The 15,985-nt window shown below is 37.0% G+C and carries 18 protein-coding genes and 1 pseudogene; 3 read left to right on the plus strand and 16 right to left on the minus strand.

Features of this window, described 5'->3' with window-relative positions; genetic code table 11:
- A pseudogene (locus tag AB5903_RS14650) lies at window positions 1-238 on the minus strand (SPOR domain-containing protein); the annotation flags it as partial.
- Between the two features lie 49 nt (window positions 239-287).
- Window positions 288-740, minus strand: a complete 453-nt coding sequence (locus AB5903_RS14655; protein WP_165593206.1) for a lipocalin-like domain-containing protein — start codon at window positions 738-740, stop codon at window positions 288-290.
- A 201-nt stretch (window positions 741-941) separates the two neighbouring features.
- Between AB5903_RS14655 and AB5903_RS14660 the strand changes: the two genes are divergently transcribed.
- Genes AB5903_RS14660 through AB5903_RS14670 form a run of 3 tightly spaced genes read left to right on the plus strand, consistent with a single transcriptional unit; the run spans window position 942 to window position 1,810 of the window.
- The gene (locus tag AB5903_RS14660; protein WP_005654976.1) at window positions 942-1,151 is read left to right on the plus strand and encodes a YtxH domain-containing protein; all 210 of its coding nucleotides are present in this window, start codon (window positions 942-944) and stop codon (window positions 1,149-1,151) included.
- Window positions 1,152-1,180: 29 nt separating this feature from the next.
- Window positions 1,181-1,543, plus strand: a complete 363-nt coding sequence (locus AB5903_RS14665; protein WP_005654975.1) for a phage holin family protein — start codon at window positions 1,181-1,183, stop codon at window positions 1,541-1,543.
- 6 nt (window positions 1,544-1,549) lie between these two features.
- A complete protein-coding gene (locus AB5903_RS14670; RefSeq protein ID WP_016661294.1) occupies window positions 1,550-1,810 on the plus strand; it encodes a hypothetical protein in 261 nt (86 codons plus the stop codon).
- A 38-nt stretch (window positions 1,811-1,848) separates the two neighbouring features.
- Here AB5903_RS14670 and AB5903_RS14675 read toward each other — a convergent pair whose 3' ends face one another.
- The 14 genes from AB5903_RS14675 to AB5903_RS14740 all read right to left on the minus strand — a co-directional run bounded on the left by AB5903_RS14675 (window position 1,849) and on the right by AB5903_RS14740 (window position 14,906).
- On the minus strand, window positions 1,849-2,658 hold the full coding sequence (locus AB5903_RS14675; protein ID WP_016661295.1) for a glycosyltransferase: 810 nt from the start codon (window positions 2,656-2,658) through the stop codon (window positions 1,849-1,851).
- Window positions 2,659-2,678: 20 nt separating this feature from the next.
- Window positions 2,679-3,473, minus strand: a complete 795-nt coding sequence (locus tag AB5903_RS14680; RefSeq protein WP_016661296.1) for a phosphorylcholine transferase LicD — start codon at window positions 3,471-3,473, stop codon at window positions 2,679-2,681.
- Between the two features lie 14 nt (window positions 3,474-3,487).
- Complete coding sequence (locus tag AB5903_RS14685) at window positions 3,488-4,234, minus strand: SDR family oxidoreductase (protein ID WP_016661297.1); 747 nt, start codon at window positions 4,232-4,234, stop codon at window positions 3,488-3,490.
- Complete coding sequence (locus tag AB5903_RS14690) at window positions 4,231-5,577, minus strand: Gfo/Idh/MocA family oxidoreductase (protein ID WP_016661298.1); 1,347 nt, start codon at window positions 5,575-5,577, stop codon at window positions 4,231-4,233. Before AB5903_RS14690 ends, AB5903_RS14685 begins: the two co-directional genes overlap by 4 nt.
- A 13-nt stretch (window positions 5,578-5,590) precedes the next feature.
- A complete protein-coding gene (locus tag AB5903_RS14695) occupies window positions 5,591-6,556 on the minus strand; it encodes a glycosyltransferase family 4 protein (protein WP_016661299.1) in 966 nt (321 codons plus the stop codon).
- Window positions 6,553-7,626, minus strand: a complete 1,074-nt coding sequence (locus AB5903_RS14700; protein ID WP_016661300.1) for an EpsG family protein — start codon at window positions 7,624-7,626, stop codon at window positions 6,553-6,555. The genes AB5903_RS14695 and AB5903_RS14700 overlap by 4 nt, the downstream gene beginning before the upstream one ends.
- A complete protein-coding gene (locus AB5903_RS14705) occupies window positions 7,626-8,438 on the minus strand; it encodes a glycosyltransferase family A protein (RefSeq protein ID WP_016661301.1) in 813 nt (270 codons plus the stop codon). The genes AB5903_RS14700 and AB5903_RS14705 overlap by 1 nt, the downstream gene beginning before the upstream one ends.
- A gap of 6 nt (window positions 8,439-8,444) precedes the next feature.
- A complete protein-coding gene (locus AB5903_RS14710; RefSeq protein ID WP_051146077.1) occupies window positions 8,445-9,146 on the minus strand; it encodes a glycosyltransferase family 32 protein in 702 nt (233 codons plus the stop codon).
- Window positions 9,147-9,190: 44 nt separating this feature from the next.
- Entirely contained in the window at window positions 9,191-10,351 is a 1,161-nt protein-coding gene (locus tag AB5903_RS14715) for a glycosyltransferase (RefSeq protein ID WP_016661303.1), read from the minus strand.
- Complete coding sequence (locus tag AB5903_RS14720) at window positions 10,351-11,268, minus strand: hypothetical protein (protein WP_016661304.1); 918 nt, start codon at window positions 11,266-11,268, stop codon at window positions 10,351-10,353. The genes AB5903_RS14715 and AB5903_RS14720 overlap by 1 nt, the downstream gene beginning before the upstream one ends.
- 40 nt (window positions 11,269-11,308) lie before the next feature.
- Entirely contained in the window at window positions 11,309-12,826 is a 1,518-nt protein-coding gene (locus tag AB5903_RS14725; RefSeq protein ID WP_016661305.1) for a lipopolysaccharide biosynthesis protein, read from the minus strand.
- A gap of 331 nt (window positions 12,827-13,157) precedes the next feature.
- The gene (locus AB5903_RS14730; RefSeq protein ID WP_016661306.1) at window positions 13,158-13,793 is read right to left on the minus strand and encodes a sugar transferase; all 636 of its coding nucleotides are present in this window, start codon (window positions 13,791-13,793) and stop codon (window positions 13,158-13,160) included.
- 53 nt (window positions 13,794-13,846) lie between these two features.
- The gene (locus tag AB5903_RS14735) at window positions 13,847-14,308 is read right to left on the minus strand and encodes a UpxZ family transcription anti-terminator antagonist (RefSeq protein WP_016661307.1); all 462 of its coding nucleotides are present in this window, start codon (window positions 14,306-14,308) and stop codon (window positions 13,847-13,849) included.
- A gap of 46 nt (window positions 14,309-14,354) precedes the next feature.
- Window positions 14,355-14,906, minus strand: coding sequence for a UpxY family transcription antiterminator (locus AB5903_RS14740; protein ID WP_016661308.1), 552 nt, complete (start codon window positions 14,904-14,906; stop codon window positions 14,355-14,357).
- Window positions 14,907-15,985: the final 1,079 nt, after the last annotated feature.

The following is a 15,985-nucleotide window of genomic DNA, read 5'->3' on the forward strand; positions in this document are numbered from 1 at the left end:
CCACCGTCACTTTCTCTTCACGGATCGTACCTACCGGTGTACTTTCTACAACCTTAGCTTCTACCGGAGCGCTAACCACAGGAGCAACTTCCTCTACCGGTGCAGTAGTCTGCGGTTCTGCCAGTTCCTGCTGTTTAGCCTTTTCGTATGCTTTCTTGTAAGCGCTTTCACTCGATTTACAAGAAGAGAATGCCAGTACAATACATACTCCCATTCCTAACACTGCCAATTTTTTCATCTTTTCTTTTTATTTTTTGTTAGTAACTATATCTATTCTCAAATAACACTCAATATTTACGGAAAACATATTTCGTTCCTTCATAGTCCAACCGCATCTTCTTGTTTGTCAATTCTTCAACCTTGAACGTTCTCTCGCCGCTATCTCCCCAACCAAAGAACTTCTTATAGCTATCCGAATTTACAAGTTCTTCATGAACAGACTCATTTCCTGAACTATTATCCGGCCACAAAGTTATAGAAATTTCATCATCTTTCAACTTATAATAACCATAAAAAGATTCATAGCTTCCACTTTCATTCATACAATGTGCCAGAAAACTACCTTTTTGAAAATCATAGAAGATACTGTCTACTTTCTGCACTTTACCATCGGGATACTGATATTCGCGCAACTGCCATTTTCCTACCCAGTCGGAACCGCCGTCATTCATACAAGACGCCAGTCCCAGCGCTACACACATCAAAAGCAATAGTATTGTCCCGTTCAACAATCTTTTCATATATCTCTTTTTTGTTTAGGAAGCAAAAGTACTCCGAACCGCTTATCTTAGCCTCTCCTATGCCGTTAAATATAATTAAAATACATGTTTTATCTCTTTTTGAGGCATATATTTTCAAAAAACACGAATTAATGAACAATCATTCAAAATAAATTGTTAGCTTTGTCATATTAGACCTAATAAAAAGAAAGGAGTATTATTATGAAAGGATTAAATGTTTTAGCAGCTTTTTTGGGTGGTGCAGCGGTAGGTGCTGCCATCGGTATTTTGTTTGCCCCGGAAAAAGGAGAAGATACGCGTCACAAGATTGCGGAAATCCTTCGCAAGAAAGGTATCCGGTTGAACCGTAATGAAATGGAAAACCTCGTTGATGAAATTGCAGCAGAACTGAAAGGCGAAGCAAACGAATAAATCAAACCACATTTCAAAACAAAGCCACTATGTTTGCAGATGACAACAGTATTGAGAATATCCAGCAGCTATTTTTCGATTTCAAGAAATATCTGGAACTACAAAAGAAATATACCCAACTGGAAGTAGCGGAGAAATTAACCATATTGCTCTCAACGCTTATACTTGTATTGTTGGTCGTCATCCTCGGCATGGTGGCTTTGTTTTATCTCTCCTTTACCCTGGCCTACATACTAGACCCCATAGTAGGCGGATTAATGGTAAGTTTTGCCATGATAAGCTGCTTCCATATTTTATTGATTGCGTTAATTGTTGCGTTCCGCAAAAAAATCATTATTAATCCAATGACCAAATTCATTGCCGGATTATTCATAGATAACAATAAAAACTAAAATATCATGGATATGAATGATACCGTCCAGACAGAGATTCTTACACTGGAAGAGCTCCAACGACAAAAGGCCGAAGCATTAGAAGAATTACGTGCCCAAAAGCAGGTCATGAATGATACCGCCCGGAACTTATTTGCCCCGATAGCCCCTGCTGCAAATAAAGGAACAGCTATCATGCGTGCATTTAATACCGGTATGGCTGTATTCGACGGAGCCATGCTTGGAATAAAACTGATGAAAAAAGTCAGAAAAATATTCAGACGCTGAAAATCAACCAGGCTATAAAGGAATCATTCATGCAGTATCTATCTAATCAATTTTGTATATATAATTGCCCGCAAAGAATTAGGTATTAGCCTAATAGAGAAACGGACAAATAGGTTTTGCATGAATTGAGAAAAAGAAATAAAATGTATTTGTCTCATCATTTGCAGAAAATGCAATTCGTTTATCATATATTTCCATCCTCCTCTTCTTTTAAACATTTCCGGAGAAAAACGGAAATACAGCAAGCTTTCCTGAATATTATAAAACTTAGCTCCATTCATCAACATACGTATCCATAAATAGTAATCCTCAAATAAAGGGAAATGTCGGTATCCACCGGCAGCCAATACTGCGCTCTTTCGAAACATTACAACCGGATGATTTATAGGATTACGGCGTTTTGCAAATTGTCTAATATCATCAGGCAGTTCCGGCAACTTTCTTACAGACTTTATATTGGATACATTATCTTCAAACTCACTAATCCACGCACCAACAACATCAATATCCGGATATTTCTTAAATACAGCCAACTGTTTTTCAAAACGCTCCGGCATGGCAATATCATCAGTATCCATTCGGGCCACAAGTTCGTGCGAACAATACTTTAACCCTTCATTCAAAGCTTTTCCTAATCCCCGATTGGTTACCAGAGAAAGAACTTTCAGATACGGATACCTTGTCACATATGAATCTATAACATTATCTAATTCGTCACCTATCGGACCATCCTTTACTAGAATAACCTCGTCGGGACATATCGTCTGGGAAAAAAGACTATCCAAACTTTCTCTTAAAAACAGAGGAGATTCTTTGTAATATATAGAAAGTATAACAGAAAAAGGCATGAAAGTTATCCAAAGATTAATTAGTATCGACCAAAATCAACTGAAAGCAGATGCAAGCCAACACGCTGATTTTCGGGTGGAAGTTGCATGTAATCACCAAACATCTTAGTTAAGTATTCATGATAGTGTTCCGGTACAGGCAATTCGGTATCCTCAAACGGTACACGTATAGGAGTTCCATATATTCTTTTGTTCAGAATTGAGGTTTTATACTTTGTCCTACCATAGAAGAATCCCCAATACTCACTCTCTCTGCAATTCAGCCGCTCCACTTGCCTCCGGAAAAAGTCGCGTACATAGCCACATCTCAACGGAAAAGCCAAATACATTAGAATTTTCTTCTTCAAATCGGCGCTTTTATAGGTTCTTAACGACAACTGATAGCATAACAGAACCTTTGCACAAACATATTGCCAATATGCAAAAAATCTATTCGATGACACATTGTCCAGCTTAAACACATCCACAAAAATTCCTTGCTCTCCGGTTGCGGGAATATAGCCTTCGGGTTCTTTCAGAATAGTATCCCGCAATTTAATCTTCGAATAATCAAGCGGCCAATCCACTAACCCCTCTTGTACATAATATTTATTACTATTCAATTGTTCCTTACAGACTTTGAGAAAACGATTATAATTAGAGTGGGTCATAATAATATCCAAATCATCATCCCAAGGAATAAATCCTTTATGTCTTATCGCACCGATAGCAGAGCCTCCCAATAGATAATATTCTATTCCATTATTCTTACATACAATATCGATATCTTTAATTATATCAAGGATTACCAATTGCAAATGACGTAATTCGGTCATAATATATCAAAGTTTTATTTTCGCTTTAATTGTTCCTGTTTATATTCATAAGAATGTTCGCCTTCAGCCCTAAAGTCCCGGTGGTACCGTTCCAGAACTTTTTTAAAGACCTCTTCATATTCAGGAATAAACAAATCATTCCGGTTATTCATATGGTATATAATTTCATCAGCCAATGGATACAACAAAGAAAGATTATTAGCCCCATTGTAAAAATTAGTACCATTTATACGACCGGGAGAAACATTTAAAATACGATTGTCTGTACCACTTTTCTTTAATTCCACATTCACGCTTTCTATGAAAATTTTTAAAGCAGCTTTACTTGCCCCGTAAACGCTGAAAAAAGGAGAAGACATAAAGCCCGCAATGCTCACCATTACTGCCGTATAGAATGGCTTCCTGCTGTGTATGCTACCATAGAAATGCTTGATAATACGCAAAACAGATGTTGTATTCACACTTATCATATCTACTATAGTGTCTTCCTGCATATCCTCAAAAAGAGATAGCTTCCCGAATCCTGCTGTAATAATCAAAGTATCAATATCGTTAAATTCATCAAACAATGAATAGTCATCGAACAGCAAATCGAATTTCCGAAATGACACCAAATGCTTTATATCTGATGGAACCTGACTATAATCCGGTTCCACTTTGTCCACTATCAAAACCGATTTCTCTTTTACTAAACGCATTGCAAGAGCCAGCCCAATCCCGTTACTTCCTCCTACAATAAGAGCCTTTTGTTTCTTTATCATTCCAAATAAGTATTATGCACTCCCTTTCTATACAATTCTATCAATTCTGCAATCATCACAGACTCTTTGGGTTGTAGTCGGTAACTGCTTAAACGGTGCGTATATATCATTGAAAGAAATTCCTGCAATTCATAACGTAAGCCGTCTCCCTGATAAGTATAAAAGTATTTCTTATTTTGATTCTGATCTTCGTACCTCACTTCGAAATAATTTGTGAGCCACCAGGGAGAAGGGACAAGAACATAACCACGCGTACCGGAAATTACAAGATTTCCTTCCGTTTTCACTCCCAGCCCTAAAGTGATAGAAGCTGTTGCTTTTCTATATACCAAATTTCCTTTTGTAAATATATCCACCCCATTCTGTAACTTCGAATAAAAATATGTATCCTTTACATCCGTCCCCAGCAACTTTACGACGGCCATTAACGGAAAGGAGGCCAACTCTGTCATACATCCGCCTGCTTGCCCGGCATCAAGTTCGCGCACATCCCCGCTGACCAATTTAGACAATGACGCCTTTACATCTACCACCTCACCAATAACACCGCTTTTAACCAAAACAAGTAAATGATTCCATGCCGGACAATGAGCTGTCTTGGAAGCCTCGAGCAATACCAAGCCTTTATCCCGTGCCAATGTATAAAGTTCATCGGCCTCTCTCCCACTCAACACCATCGGTATTTCGCACAATACATGTTTACCCGCCGTTAAAGCCCGGTATATATAATTATAGTGAGTAAGGTGAGGGGACGCAATATAAACAGCTTCTATATCCTGAAAGAATGACGCAAGATTATCAGTTGCCTTATCCAAGCCAAAACGAGAAGCGAATGCTTCTGCATCGACATAATCCGGATTGTACACTGACACAATTTCTGAACCGCTGACACTTGCCGCTTCCGGTATAAAACGTTGTGCAATACGCCCCGTTCCTATTATACCTATCTTTATTTTCTCCAAAACTTCTTCACGCAGTTGCGTGCTACTTATTCCTTCGGTACGCGGTAAATACACAACCTGACAAAACTCTTTCAGATAATCAAAATGTCCTTGCCAATCAGAACCTATGGCAAATATATCCACGCCAAATCGCTGAATATCGTCTATTTTCTGTCCGACATAGTCTTCTATTACAATTTCATCGGCATATCCGGTTTGCCGTACGGCTTCAATACGTTCCAAAACATTGTTACGCACATTAAGCTTTCCGCGCTCCCGGTCAAAGCTATCGCTTGTCACACCGACTATCAGGTAATCGCCTAATTCTTTGGCACGCCTTAACAGATTGATATGCCCCTGATGCAATAAATCATAAGTTCCGTATGTAATGACTTTCTTCATAAGCGTTAAAGACTCAGCAATTATAGATTCTACAATATTCTTCCCTAATCTTTTCCTTATCAAAAGGAGCTAACAATTGGTTATAATTTACCGTATCTTTAGACATCATTAATTCAGAAACCGCATCTTTAAAGCCCTCATAATCGTGATAATTAAAAACCCGGTATCCTTTATCTCCTTTCAAATAATCACCAATCCTTACGCGTTCGGAAATAACAACTGGAGTATGGTGTTGAAGCGCCTCTAAAGCCACCAAAGAAAAAGCCTCATAACGTGAAGGCACTACGACAACACTCGCTTGTCTGTATAGACACGCCAACTCAGCATCTCCCAAATTCTGATGAAGAATAAAATCATCGCGTTTCACTGTTCCTTTACACACGCAATGAACCTGACAATTATCAGGCAGGGTATAAAGATGTTCTATCCCTTTATTGGTATCATTACGCCCTATAAACAATACCATATTATCTTGTTTCTCTACCTCATCCAAAACATTCGTATCTGTTGTACTCCAATGAGGAATCTTTTTTACATTAGGATGGTACTTGCCAAAAAAGCGGGTATCTTCATTGTTTATAGTAACAATTGTATCCACTTTGAACAAGACCGGTTTCAGGAACAAATGAAACCACAGTTTCCCTTTCATGGGATGCCGGAGATACCGGAAAGGATGAAAATGAGGACTATATACGATTTTCTTATTCAAACCATAGGCCGCATTTATTGCCTGCACCGCACCCGGAGACATAAAACCGTGAATATGTACTACATCACATCTGCTATTCTCTATGTAACGGACCAATGCTTTGGTATCGTATTTATACTTACGAATCCACTTTACATACGTGGCAGGCAGGTCTTCCACGGGCATAACATCCACATCACATGCAGACATCAGAGCATACAAGTCATCACAATGTCTTTTAATTCCACCGTTAAAAGACAAAGTCTTATCCCGAATAATAAGAACTTTCATAAATCTTCAAATACTATTGTGCGTATTGGCAGCAATCCATTGTCTTCCAGCATCAAAGCAGAGCTTACCTGCAATATAGAGTAAAGGAAAAAGAATGCTATGACAATCATCTGACTGCGATGATTCTTAAAGATAAAAGGAAAATAACTAAGCCAAATACACTCTATAATTCTATAATAAGCAGATAATCTGATAGAGAAATAACCTATTTGCGAAAACAAAAGGTAAGTAACGATTGAAAGAAATGCCCCCCACAGAATGATCTGTTTCAACCTTTCCGTAGCTTCAATCTTATCAATACTATATATTATCAATCCAAAAAAGAACAAACGCCGCAATGTTCCGGAGGAGAACAGCACATTAGAGGAAGCATCCCCGTTTTCACCATAAGCCAGTATCCGGTCTCCCATAGCGCTATCCCCCAAATACATTGAAGCCATATCCATAAAAATATTGAATATTTGATTCATTGATAACAGTACGCATAAGAGACAAATGCCTACAATATGAATTTTCTTTAACTTTATGTTGAGAAGAAGATAAAAAGGTATAAAGCAAAAAGCTGTATAATGAATAAAAGAGGCCAATAAACATACCGTTATATATTTTATCTTTTTCCGCATATACGCATAATATACAGCCAGCAAAGTCAATGACATGGCAAGCCCCTGACGTATAGCATTCATCTCATAAGCTATATAATAAAAGCTGCAAAACAACATCATCGAAAGGTAAAACCCTTTCCTAAAGGCCAGCTTACGAAAGACAAACAGTTTCAGTCCGAACGAAAGAATAAAAATAATCGCCACAAAAACCTCATAGTTTCCGCCAATATATTTTACTGCTTTAATAAGCAAGGCGAATAAAGGTTCTATGGGGTCATCATACTCAAAAATTTCTTTATAGCCGGGATAGTCAGAGCCTACTTCATACCTAAAGGATGATATAAAGAAGATTACAGAGAAAAAAACGTATGCAAATAAACAAGAGTATTTCTCCTTGTTCCTAACATTGAAATTATCCAATAAAAAAGTCGCATACGCCAAGACGACCAAAGTATAATAATACATTAAACCTTGAACTTTACAAATCCTATAATTTTACCTCCGAAGGAGTACCAGTGTTTGATAAAGTTTCTTATCAAAAGCATTCCACAGAAAGCCCTCAACAGATAATACAGATACACAAATAAGGCTTTATAATTACGCCTCATTATCCAATCCTTTTTTTGTAATGCAGCAAATCCAAGGCTATATTTATAGACTTTAGAAATATCTGCATTGTTAGCCGGATGATAAACGGCTGTTCGGTCAACAAAAAAACCACATGTTCTATAGTTCTCAATAAAAGAGTACAGGTAATCCGTTTCTTCTCCTGACGAAAAGTAAGTTCCCACTCCCAAACGCTCATCAAACATCACCGTATTTTTTCGGACAAAAATATTATACGAAATACATGCCTTTAAAACATCCTTTTTATATAGATATGCCTTTTGTGAAATATGACAAACTCTTTTGGTTACAGTATCCCGGGTAGTAACTGCACAGAATCCTACTTCTTCCCTACTGCTAAAGGCTTCATTTACTTCCTGCAAAACATTTACCTCATAGTAGCAATCGTCATCGGGAAAACCTATGATTTCTCCTTTACACATGCGCAAGGCAATATTCCGGTTGTATGATAATCCTTTTACATCGCTACGTATATAATGAATAATGAAGTTTTTTTCAAAATTGCGAACTATATCTTCAAGTTCATGATGCTCGTTTTGATCTACAATATATAACTCAAAATCCTTAAATGTCTGTTTAGAGAGGGATACGCACAGACACCTAACCTCCTCTACCCTTCCTAAGGTCGCTGTAATCAAAGAAAATCTCATCTGATTCTATTTTTTACCAATGATACATCGTCGGGCGTTACCTAATATGTGTGTAAGTTTCGTGCCGATTATACGAGCTATAATGATTTTCATCTTTTCATCCCATGATTTCCATGAGCCTGCAAAATGATGGATGGTATATGTATTGGGAGTTATGGTTATCTTGCCAGTCTTATAAGATTTTGCTGTCAGAAAATCTGTAGGTAATGGAACTATCTTTTTGTTTGTTATATAGTCTGCATTCAACACTTCATCCATGATAATGGGAAGCGGAGTATCATTATATAATCCGTTAGGAAGCGCAAATTCTTTCGATGTATAATACTCCAATACTTCTTTCACCCAAGGAGCCTTTTTAGGGGCCCCGAACACTCCTGCCTCAAGTCCCTTTGCCGCTTCATATCCCAATATATAATCATTCCGAAGTAAGTCATTGAATGACTTTATAACCTCAACATCCATATCCATGTATATTCCACCGTAATTATATACTGCATAAAGACGTATATAATCAGCAGCAAAAGCATATTTCTTAGCTTCGAAAGCCTGTTTTACCCATAAAGACCTATTCAAATCAAAACGGTTTAAATCCCATAGTATAAATTCATAATCATAAAGCTTTTCTTTCCAACTCTTCATGTATTTTTTTAAGTCTTTAGGGATAGGGTCATTACTTAACCAACAGTAATGTATTATTTTAGGAATCATATTATAAATATAAGGCTAAAGATTTATGTATAATTCTTTTCATATCAAAAAATAGAGAGCCATTGTTTCACTACTTGCTCTGCAGAAAAACGTTGTACTTTCTTTATGGCACTCTCGGCAAGCCTATTACGTGTTTCCGAATCAAGCATCATATTTCTTACAGCTTCCACATACAAATCCATTCTGTCATTCTTTACGGTTATGCCATTTACATTATTTTCTATAACCTCATGCAAGCTCGGATAACTGTCGAATGCAACGGGAACTACCCCGAACTGTTGTGCTTCCGTAATGGTCAGCCCCCAACTTTCCAATGCTGAGGTCATGAGAAAAACAGATGCTTTTTGATAATATGGAAGAGGATTTTTATTTCCTTCGAAATATATATTCTTTATATCATTTTCAGCCACATAACTTTTATAGTTATTCTCGTCACTTCCGCTCCCTACAATAACCAACTTCCAATCCGCCAACCTGTCATCACTCATAAGTTCTTTCCAACTCCTTAGGGCAAGAGAAATTCTCTTAGGGTTCTCTACAAGCCTCGAAACAATAAGTACTACTTTTTCTTTTTCATAGATTTTCTCAAAAGGAAAGAATATATCGAACGAGAGAGTATTGGGTATCACACTGAACTTATCCGTATCCTTTATATGTCCGAAAGCTGTAAAAGGTTGTATCAATTCAGACGACAATAGAACCACTTTGTCCGAATAGTCATAGGTATCTTTATATTTCAAAGGAAGCGCATATAAATGCTTTACTTTCAATATCGGATAAGCCGTCAACCTTAACATATTCGCCATAAGCCCCCGGCTTTTCCAACATTTAAGTACACTATTACTCCACGAAACATCTTCCCGCTCTACGCCAGGATAAAGGTGATGCGCAAATATTATCTTTATCTTCTTTCCGATTGCCTGCCTTATGCCTTTTGCTAATCCTAACTGCCCCTGAAGCAATACTACATCTATATCTTTCTTTACTATATAATCAATCAAAAGCGCCACATTCTTCCTGCTTCCAAGACATAGTCTTCCATCAAAAACAGTCTTCTTATAAAGGCTGTCTATCCCTTCATAATAAGCTAAATAACATCTACACAGACATCTCTTCCTAAACTCCCTGCACAATGTATCGGTAATTCTCTCAGTTCCTCCCAAAAAGGGACTGACATCAAATGTATTTACAAAAAGAATATTCATCAATCAAAAAAGCCAAGTCCAAACTTCTTATCCAACCTTAACAATCCACCCCTCCAAAAATCAGGCTTTATATGTAATCCATCTATCACACACCAGTTGTCCGAAAAGTTAATAGTATGCAAGCCATCAGGATAGTTGCTTCTCGGCTGAGGATATAAAACTGCTACTTCTGTTTCTTCATACCTGTCCAAAGATACAGAATCAACACACCAGATAACCGTACCTGCTCCATAATGTTCCAGACAATCCTGCGAAGGTCTATACAACTGACCGTTTACTCTAAAAAAATCACCTGCCATACGACTACCTCTAAGGCCCTTCTTCACACAGACTCCCTCCTTGGGATAGTAATTCCCCCAAATATTATCATCAGAACACCATAAATATAATTCTTCCTGATCACAGCCTTTTTTTCCACCGAACAACCAATATTTCCCGTTTTCATAAACGATGTTGGGATCGGATACCGGCATATCCAACAACGTTTTCACGTAGATGCACTCTTCCCTTACCTCATCATAGCAATACAGTTTCAGTTTATCCGATGCTATATTTTCAGGAAGTATGTAGACTTTATCGTTCCAACGAAGAATATACGGATATGACAGATGGCTTTTTATGGACAGTATTTTCTTTCTCCTTACTAATTGAAACGTTTTAGTACAAACAGTCAGTTTTACCAAAGTTGCCGCTCCCCCAAGAAATAGTGCTTCCTCTGCAAGAATTTCCAATGTGTCGTCCGTCTCTTTCAAAATAAAAGGATCAGCAAACATTCTATCACGATACTTATGCTTCAGCCAATGCACACTACATAAATCAAAATTTCCGAAGATGACATCCGTAGGCGTCGCTTTTATAAGACCTATGTTATAATCATAAATCTTATACCGTTGGGATAATTGTTTTATATTTATCACGATTACTTGAAGTTAAGAGAGTCAAATTATACATACTTGCTTATTTTCTCAAAATTATTCTTTTCAAAGCTTTTCTCTCTTCTAAATTAAATCCGAACATAAGACTGATACCACAAAAGCAAAGAACATTTATCAGTATCGGCAGGATACAATAATACGCAGTATATTCGTAGGAATTATAAATAATATTTATCAAATATGAACAAAAACACATGCAGAAGAAAGTATAAAAAAACGGCACAAAAACCTTTTTTACATAAAGTTCTAAATCAAAACGCCCTATCCTTTTCGCTATATAAAGAATAATGAAAAAATTTATAAATTCAACTATCGCCATTATAATAAATACACTATATAGTGGTAAAGATGTATATTTCAGAACAATATAAGATAAAGGGAGTGCAGCACCTAATACAATAAATTCCGTTATCTGGTAAACTTTCAACTTGCCAATAATCATATAAAATATATCTATCGGTTCGTGAAAAGAGCGAATGGCAAGATAGATTAATATAGTCCGTACAAAAGCAATCGTATGCTCAGGAACGGTAGTCAGCCAAATAGATAGAATATCTTCTATGTAAAAATATACAGGAAAAGCTATAGACAAATAAAAGAAAACAACCACTCGAGCTCCGACAAATAACATTTTGAAAAAGCTATTGAATTCACCCTTTGCATAGAGTTGTGTAGCCTGCGGCTGAATTGCCAACATCACGTTGTATAACAACGTGGTTATTGCATTCTTTATTTGATATGCGATAGTTCGGGCAGCATTCACCACAACTCCACCGAAAAGGTTCAGTACAATATTAAGTCCCTCGTTAACATATGAATAGGCAAAACTTCCTGCAAAATTCCATCCGGCAAAACTTCCCATTTCTTTGAACAGACTCTTATTCCAATAAAATTTATATTTGCACTCTTCGAAATTTACTTTACAATAGATAGAGCACAACAGCCTCATCAGTAAAGACACTGCCAATATCAGCATTGAGTATAACTGTAACTTATCCATTGCAAAGAAAGGAAGAATAAGAATGGCTCCCAACCTCAGAAAGGCATTCAATATAGATATAAAGGCATAGAACGACATACGTTCATGAGCTATTATCACAGCATCAAAAGGTATAGTCATGATTGAAACCATAGATGCCAATATCGAGAGGTGAAAAACCCAATGGGCGGATACCATGCGGGCGGAATCTATCACAAGTTTATTATTCAGGAACCATAACCCGATACCCTCTGCTATTATACAAAAAACTAAACTTATAATGACATTGATGAGTATGCTCATATTAAAGACTTTCTGTAGAGCCCCTATATTGTCATTACCCATTTCGTAATTAAGAAACCTTTGGGTAGCAGTAGCAAACAAGCCACGCAAAGAAGAAAATATGGCAACAACCCCTCCTACCAATCCATAAATACCAAAATCTGTAACGCCTAACTCCTTCAATAAAACCCGAGAACTATAGAATGATATTAACATCAATACCAACATTCTAAAGCATAGAAAGATTGTATTTACAGCTATTTTCTTTGTCTTATCCATATAAAACAATGCTTATAACCTTTATATTATTGAGGAAATTGCATTTATATATTATTTATGAAACATTACAAGTTACCCGTTTATTTTTAACTCTTGACAGTTTGAGAAGATCCAAACACATTAAAAATAATGTAAAGTTCAAGATGTAATAATTAGGAAATTCTTTAATGATGCCTCATACATCATTGCCACCTCACTTGTCATCTGCTTTTCCATGTTACGATCTTCACATGGTTTGATACTACTAATAATTTACTTATTATCAATTAATGAGCACTAAAAGATGGAGATTTCTGAAATTGAATTTTCCCTTTATCTTGATGAAAAAATCTTAGAATTTCTTCCCGAACGCAATATTCATAAACGTCATAAAAAGTATCTTGGTATCAAAACCCCAGGAGCGATGCTCCAAATAGAATAAATCATAACGCAGACGACGAATCATTTTCTCCAAAGTATCGGTATAGCCATTGTAAAGTGTAGCATACGAAGTGACTCCCGGACGAATCTGGAATAAATAACGATAACGAGGATCCACCTCCATAATCTGGTCTATAAAGAACTTACGTTCGGGACGGGGGCCGATAAAGGCCATATCACCACAGAATACATTCCAAAGCTGGGGAAGTTCGTCCAGATGATGATCGCGAAGAAACCTGCCGACTTTCGTCATGCGGGGATCTTTTGCACCGGCGTAGAGAGCAGGGCCATACTTCTCTGCGTCCAGCTTCATGCTGCGAAACTTATAGATATTAAAAGGACGGCCGAACCTACCGATACGCTCCTGCTTGAAAATAGCAGGACCTCCATCTTCACTTTTCACGGCAATATAACAAATCAAAAATAAAGGAGAAAAAACAATAAGTGCACCAAGGGCAAGAAAACAATCACCTATACGTTTCACATTGCGCTCGAAAGCATTCATTCCGTCAGGAATAAAATGATCATCTTTCTCAATCGGTTCCATAAAATAAAAAGTCTTAGTTTAGATAGTTGAATAGTTTAGGTTGGTGAATGAAGTTATTCTATCACTTCATAAGGGTATTGGTTTTCTTCAAAACTCTTTAGCTCTTCTATTATATCCACTTGCTCCAAAGTTAATTCTGCCTTATCCCAAGTGGCAATAATGCTATGAGCTTGCCTTGACAGTTCTTCATCATAAACTTCGCTATAACAATAGACAAGAAGTTGAACTTTGAGCAAAGATGCAGACAGTTTAGGAAGGACTTCCCAACTACGGTCCAATACTCGCTGAATGTATTGCTGCTTATGACCATTATCGTAAATAGTAGCGGCAAAAGCTGTTAAAAGGCCAAGACAAAGCTCAGCTTCGGACTCAACAGTCTTGCCGCGAGTGCCATAAAGCTCCAATGCCTGCTCGTAAACTTCACGGTTCAAACGTGTAAATTCGTCTACATAGATAGGACTCCCGTCAAGCCCGTAAGTGAGAAGACGATGGGCTAAGGAAAATAATGAATCCATTAATTTGTGAATTATGATTTGTGAATTATAATGCTTTAAAAAAAGGTTACTCTTTTATGGGTTCTACCAAAGAAGGCGGAATAAAGGTAGTAGCTACAGCCATGACACCCTCTATATTAACCACCACACGACGGTCGTGGCGGATTCGGACAAACTCACCGATTACTCCCTCAAAAACACCACCGGTAATACGTACTTTCTGTCCCTTAACCAAATGCAATTCGGCCGGCTCTACATAAAGAACCGCTTCGTCACAATTGCCTGCCACCAAAATAAAGCTACGCATTTGCGATTCGGGAATTACAACCGGACGACAATGCTCACGATTCATAATAAAACGTATAGGCATGGACGATTCAAGCCTGTCTTTCAAAGTATCTATACGTTTACGGGTAGAGTAAACAAAAACAAGATTGTGAATAGCCGGAAGCAGTTTACGGACGCGCTTCCCCGATTTCATGATATACTCATAACGCATCGGGATGAAATTCTCAATATTCTCGGCATCCAGAATTGCTTTTAACGCTAATTCACGGCTATAAGAAACACGAATCGCAAACCAACAATTACTTCCTTCATTTTCAGCCGGTAATTGCATATCGGGTTTACATTGTAACTCGGATGATTTATTTACTGATAAACGGGACATTAATCTGTGATAATGCAAGATTTGGAATAACATGAAGCCTTGTAAAAAGGGTGTTCTTTAGGGACACCGGAGTAGCGTAATACTTACCGATCAAGTCATGTAATGCAGTTATTTCCAATAGTTTAGTTAGCATTCATATTGTTTTAGAACTTCCTACCATCACGGAAAAAGAAGTCGAAAAACAGTTATGTTAGTTTTTAGCTTATAAAAAGCTGAGAACTAATAATCTAAAAAGAGAAAGTATCTTTTAGACGTTCGTTTATTGTGCGCAAAGATACAACCTATTTTTTTAACGGGCAAAATGTTTAATAAGAATATTTCCAAACAGAAACTATTTTTTAGACAAATTACTTTAAATCAATTTATTATCCACGCTTCAAAAGACCTCATTACTATTTTATTATTTATATAAATACGTCTATTGAACTTCTCATTAAAAAGAGTGTCTTTTAAACGAACGTTTAAAAAACATTTTCCCTTTTTTGGCATAGTATATTATGCTACTATCACATTACCTCTTCATACACCTCTACCAAAGGAAATACATAGCTTGATTTGTTGGTGTATATCACCGATAAAAATGATTTTCAGGATTAATTGTTTTTCATCATTAATCATCATAAAGCATAAAACAAAACTAAGAAGATGATGAAAAAGTCATAACGGAAGAAAGAAGTCTCGAAAAGATGTTTCCGCTACCCGCACTGGGACATGCCAACAATAAGCAAACGCACAATTATGGCAAACCTATATTCACCTTACTGCAAATGAAAATTATAAATTCCAAAGAAATCAATGCTATTTCGCGGTTATCCGGCTATAAAAAATTAAATGGTTGCACATGGTTAAAGAACACACACCACATGCTGTAGTGAAATCGTAGCCAAAAGGAAACATCCTATTACGGCATTTGCCAAAGAGAAGAAAAAGACAGAAGTTTAATATCTGGAACATTAGTGTCCCGTTAAAATGGGACGAGTTAAACAATTAATCAAAAAGCCCCGGAATCAGGGGATCATTTAGATCTT

The organism is Bacteroides sp. 2201st1_D9_2201SCRN_220225 (assembly GCF_040928965.1).
GTDB lineage: Bacteria > Bacteroidota > Bacteroidia > Bacteroidales > Bacteroidaceae > Bacteroides > Bacteroides stercoris.

Coding starts and splice junctions, on each gene's coding strand:
- AB5903_RS14700 (WP_016661300.1), bottom strand. CDS start 7,626: ATGTATTATTATACTTTGGTCGTCTTGGCGTATGCGACTTTTTTATTG.
- AB5903_RS14705 (WP_016661301.1), bottom strand. CDS start 8,438: ATGAGATTTTCTTTGATTACAGCGACCTTAGGAAGGGTAGAGGAGGTT.
- AB5903_RS14655 (WP_165593206.1), bottom strand. CDS start 740: ATGAAAAGATTGTTGAACGGGACAATACTATTGCTTTTGATGTGTGTA.
- AB5903_RS14665 (WP_005654975.1), top strand. CDS start 1,181: ATGTTTGCAGATGACAACAGTATTGAGAATATCCAGCAGCTATTTTTC.
- AB5903_RS14680 (WP_016661296.1), bottom strand. CDS start 3,473: ATGACCGAATTACGTCATTTGCAATTGGTAATCCTTGATATAATTAAA.
- AB5903_RS14710 (WP_051146077.1), bottom strand. CDS start 9,146: ATGATTCCTAAAATAATACATTACTGTTGGTTAAGTAATGACCCTATC.
- AB5903_RS14695 (WP_016661299.1), bottom strand. CDS start 6,556: ATGAAAGTTCTTATTATTCGGGATAAGACTTTGTCTTTTAACGGTGGA.
- AB5903_RS14660 (WP_005654976.1), top strand. CDS start 942: ATGAAAGGATTAAATGTTTTAGCAGCTTTTTTGGGTGGTGCAGCGGTA.
- AB5903_RS14670 (WP_016661294.1), top strand. CDS start 1,550: ATGGATATGAATGATACCGTCCAGACAGAGATTCTTACACTGGAAGAG.
- AB5903_RS14685 (WP_016661297.1), bottom strand. CDS start 4,234: ATGATAAAGAAACAAAAGGCTCTTATTGTAGGAGGAAGTAACGGGATT.
- AB5903_RS14725 (WP_016661305.1), bottom strand. CDS start 12,826: ATGGATAAGACAAAGAAAATAGCTGTAAATACAATCTTTCTATGCTTT.
- AB5903_RS14715 (WP_016661303.1), bottom strand. CDS start 10,351: ATGAATATTCTTTTTGTAAATACATTTGATGTCAGTCCCTTTTTGGGA.
- AB5903_RS14740 (WP_016661308.1), bottom strand. CDS start 14,906: ATGCAATTACCGGCTGAAAATGAAGGAAGTAATTGTTGGTTTGCGATT.
- AB5903_RS14690 (WP_016661298.1), bottom strand. CDS start 5,577: ATGAAGAAAGTCATTACATACGGAACTTATGATTTATTGCATCAGGGG.
- AB5903_RS14735 (WP_016661307.1), bottom strand. CDS start 14,308: ATGGATTCATTATTTTCCTTAGCCCATCGTCTTCTCACTTACGGGCTT.
- AB5903_RS14730 (WP_016661306.1), bottom strand. CDS start 13,793: ATGGAACCGATTGAGAAAGATGATCATTTTATTCCTGACGGAATGAAT.
- AB5903_RS14675 (WP_016661295.1), bottom strand. CDS start 2,658: ATGCCTTTTTCTGTTATACTTTCTATATATTACAAAGAATCTCCTCTG.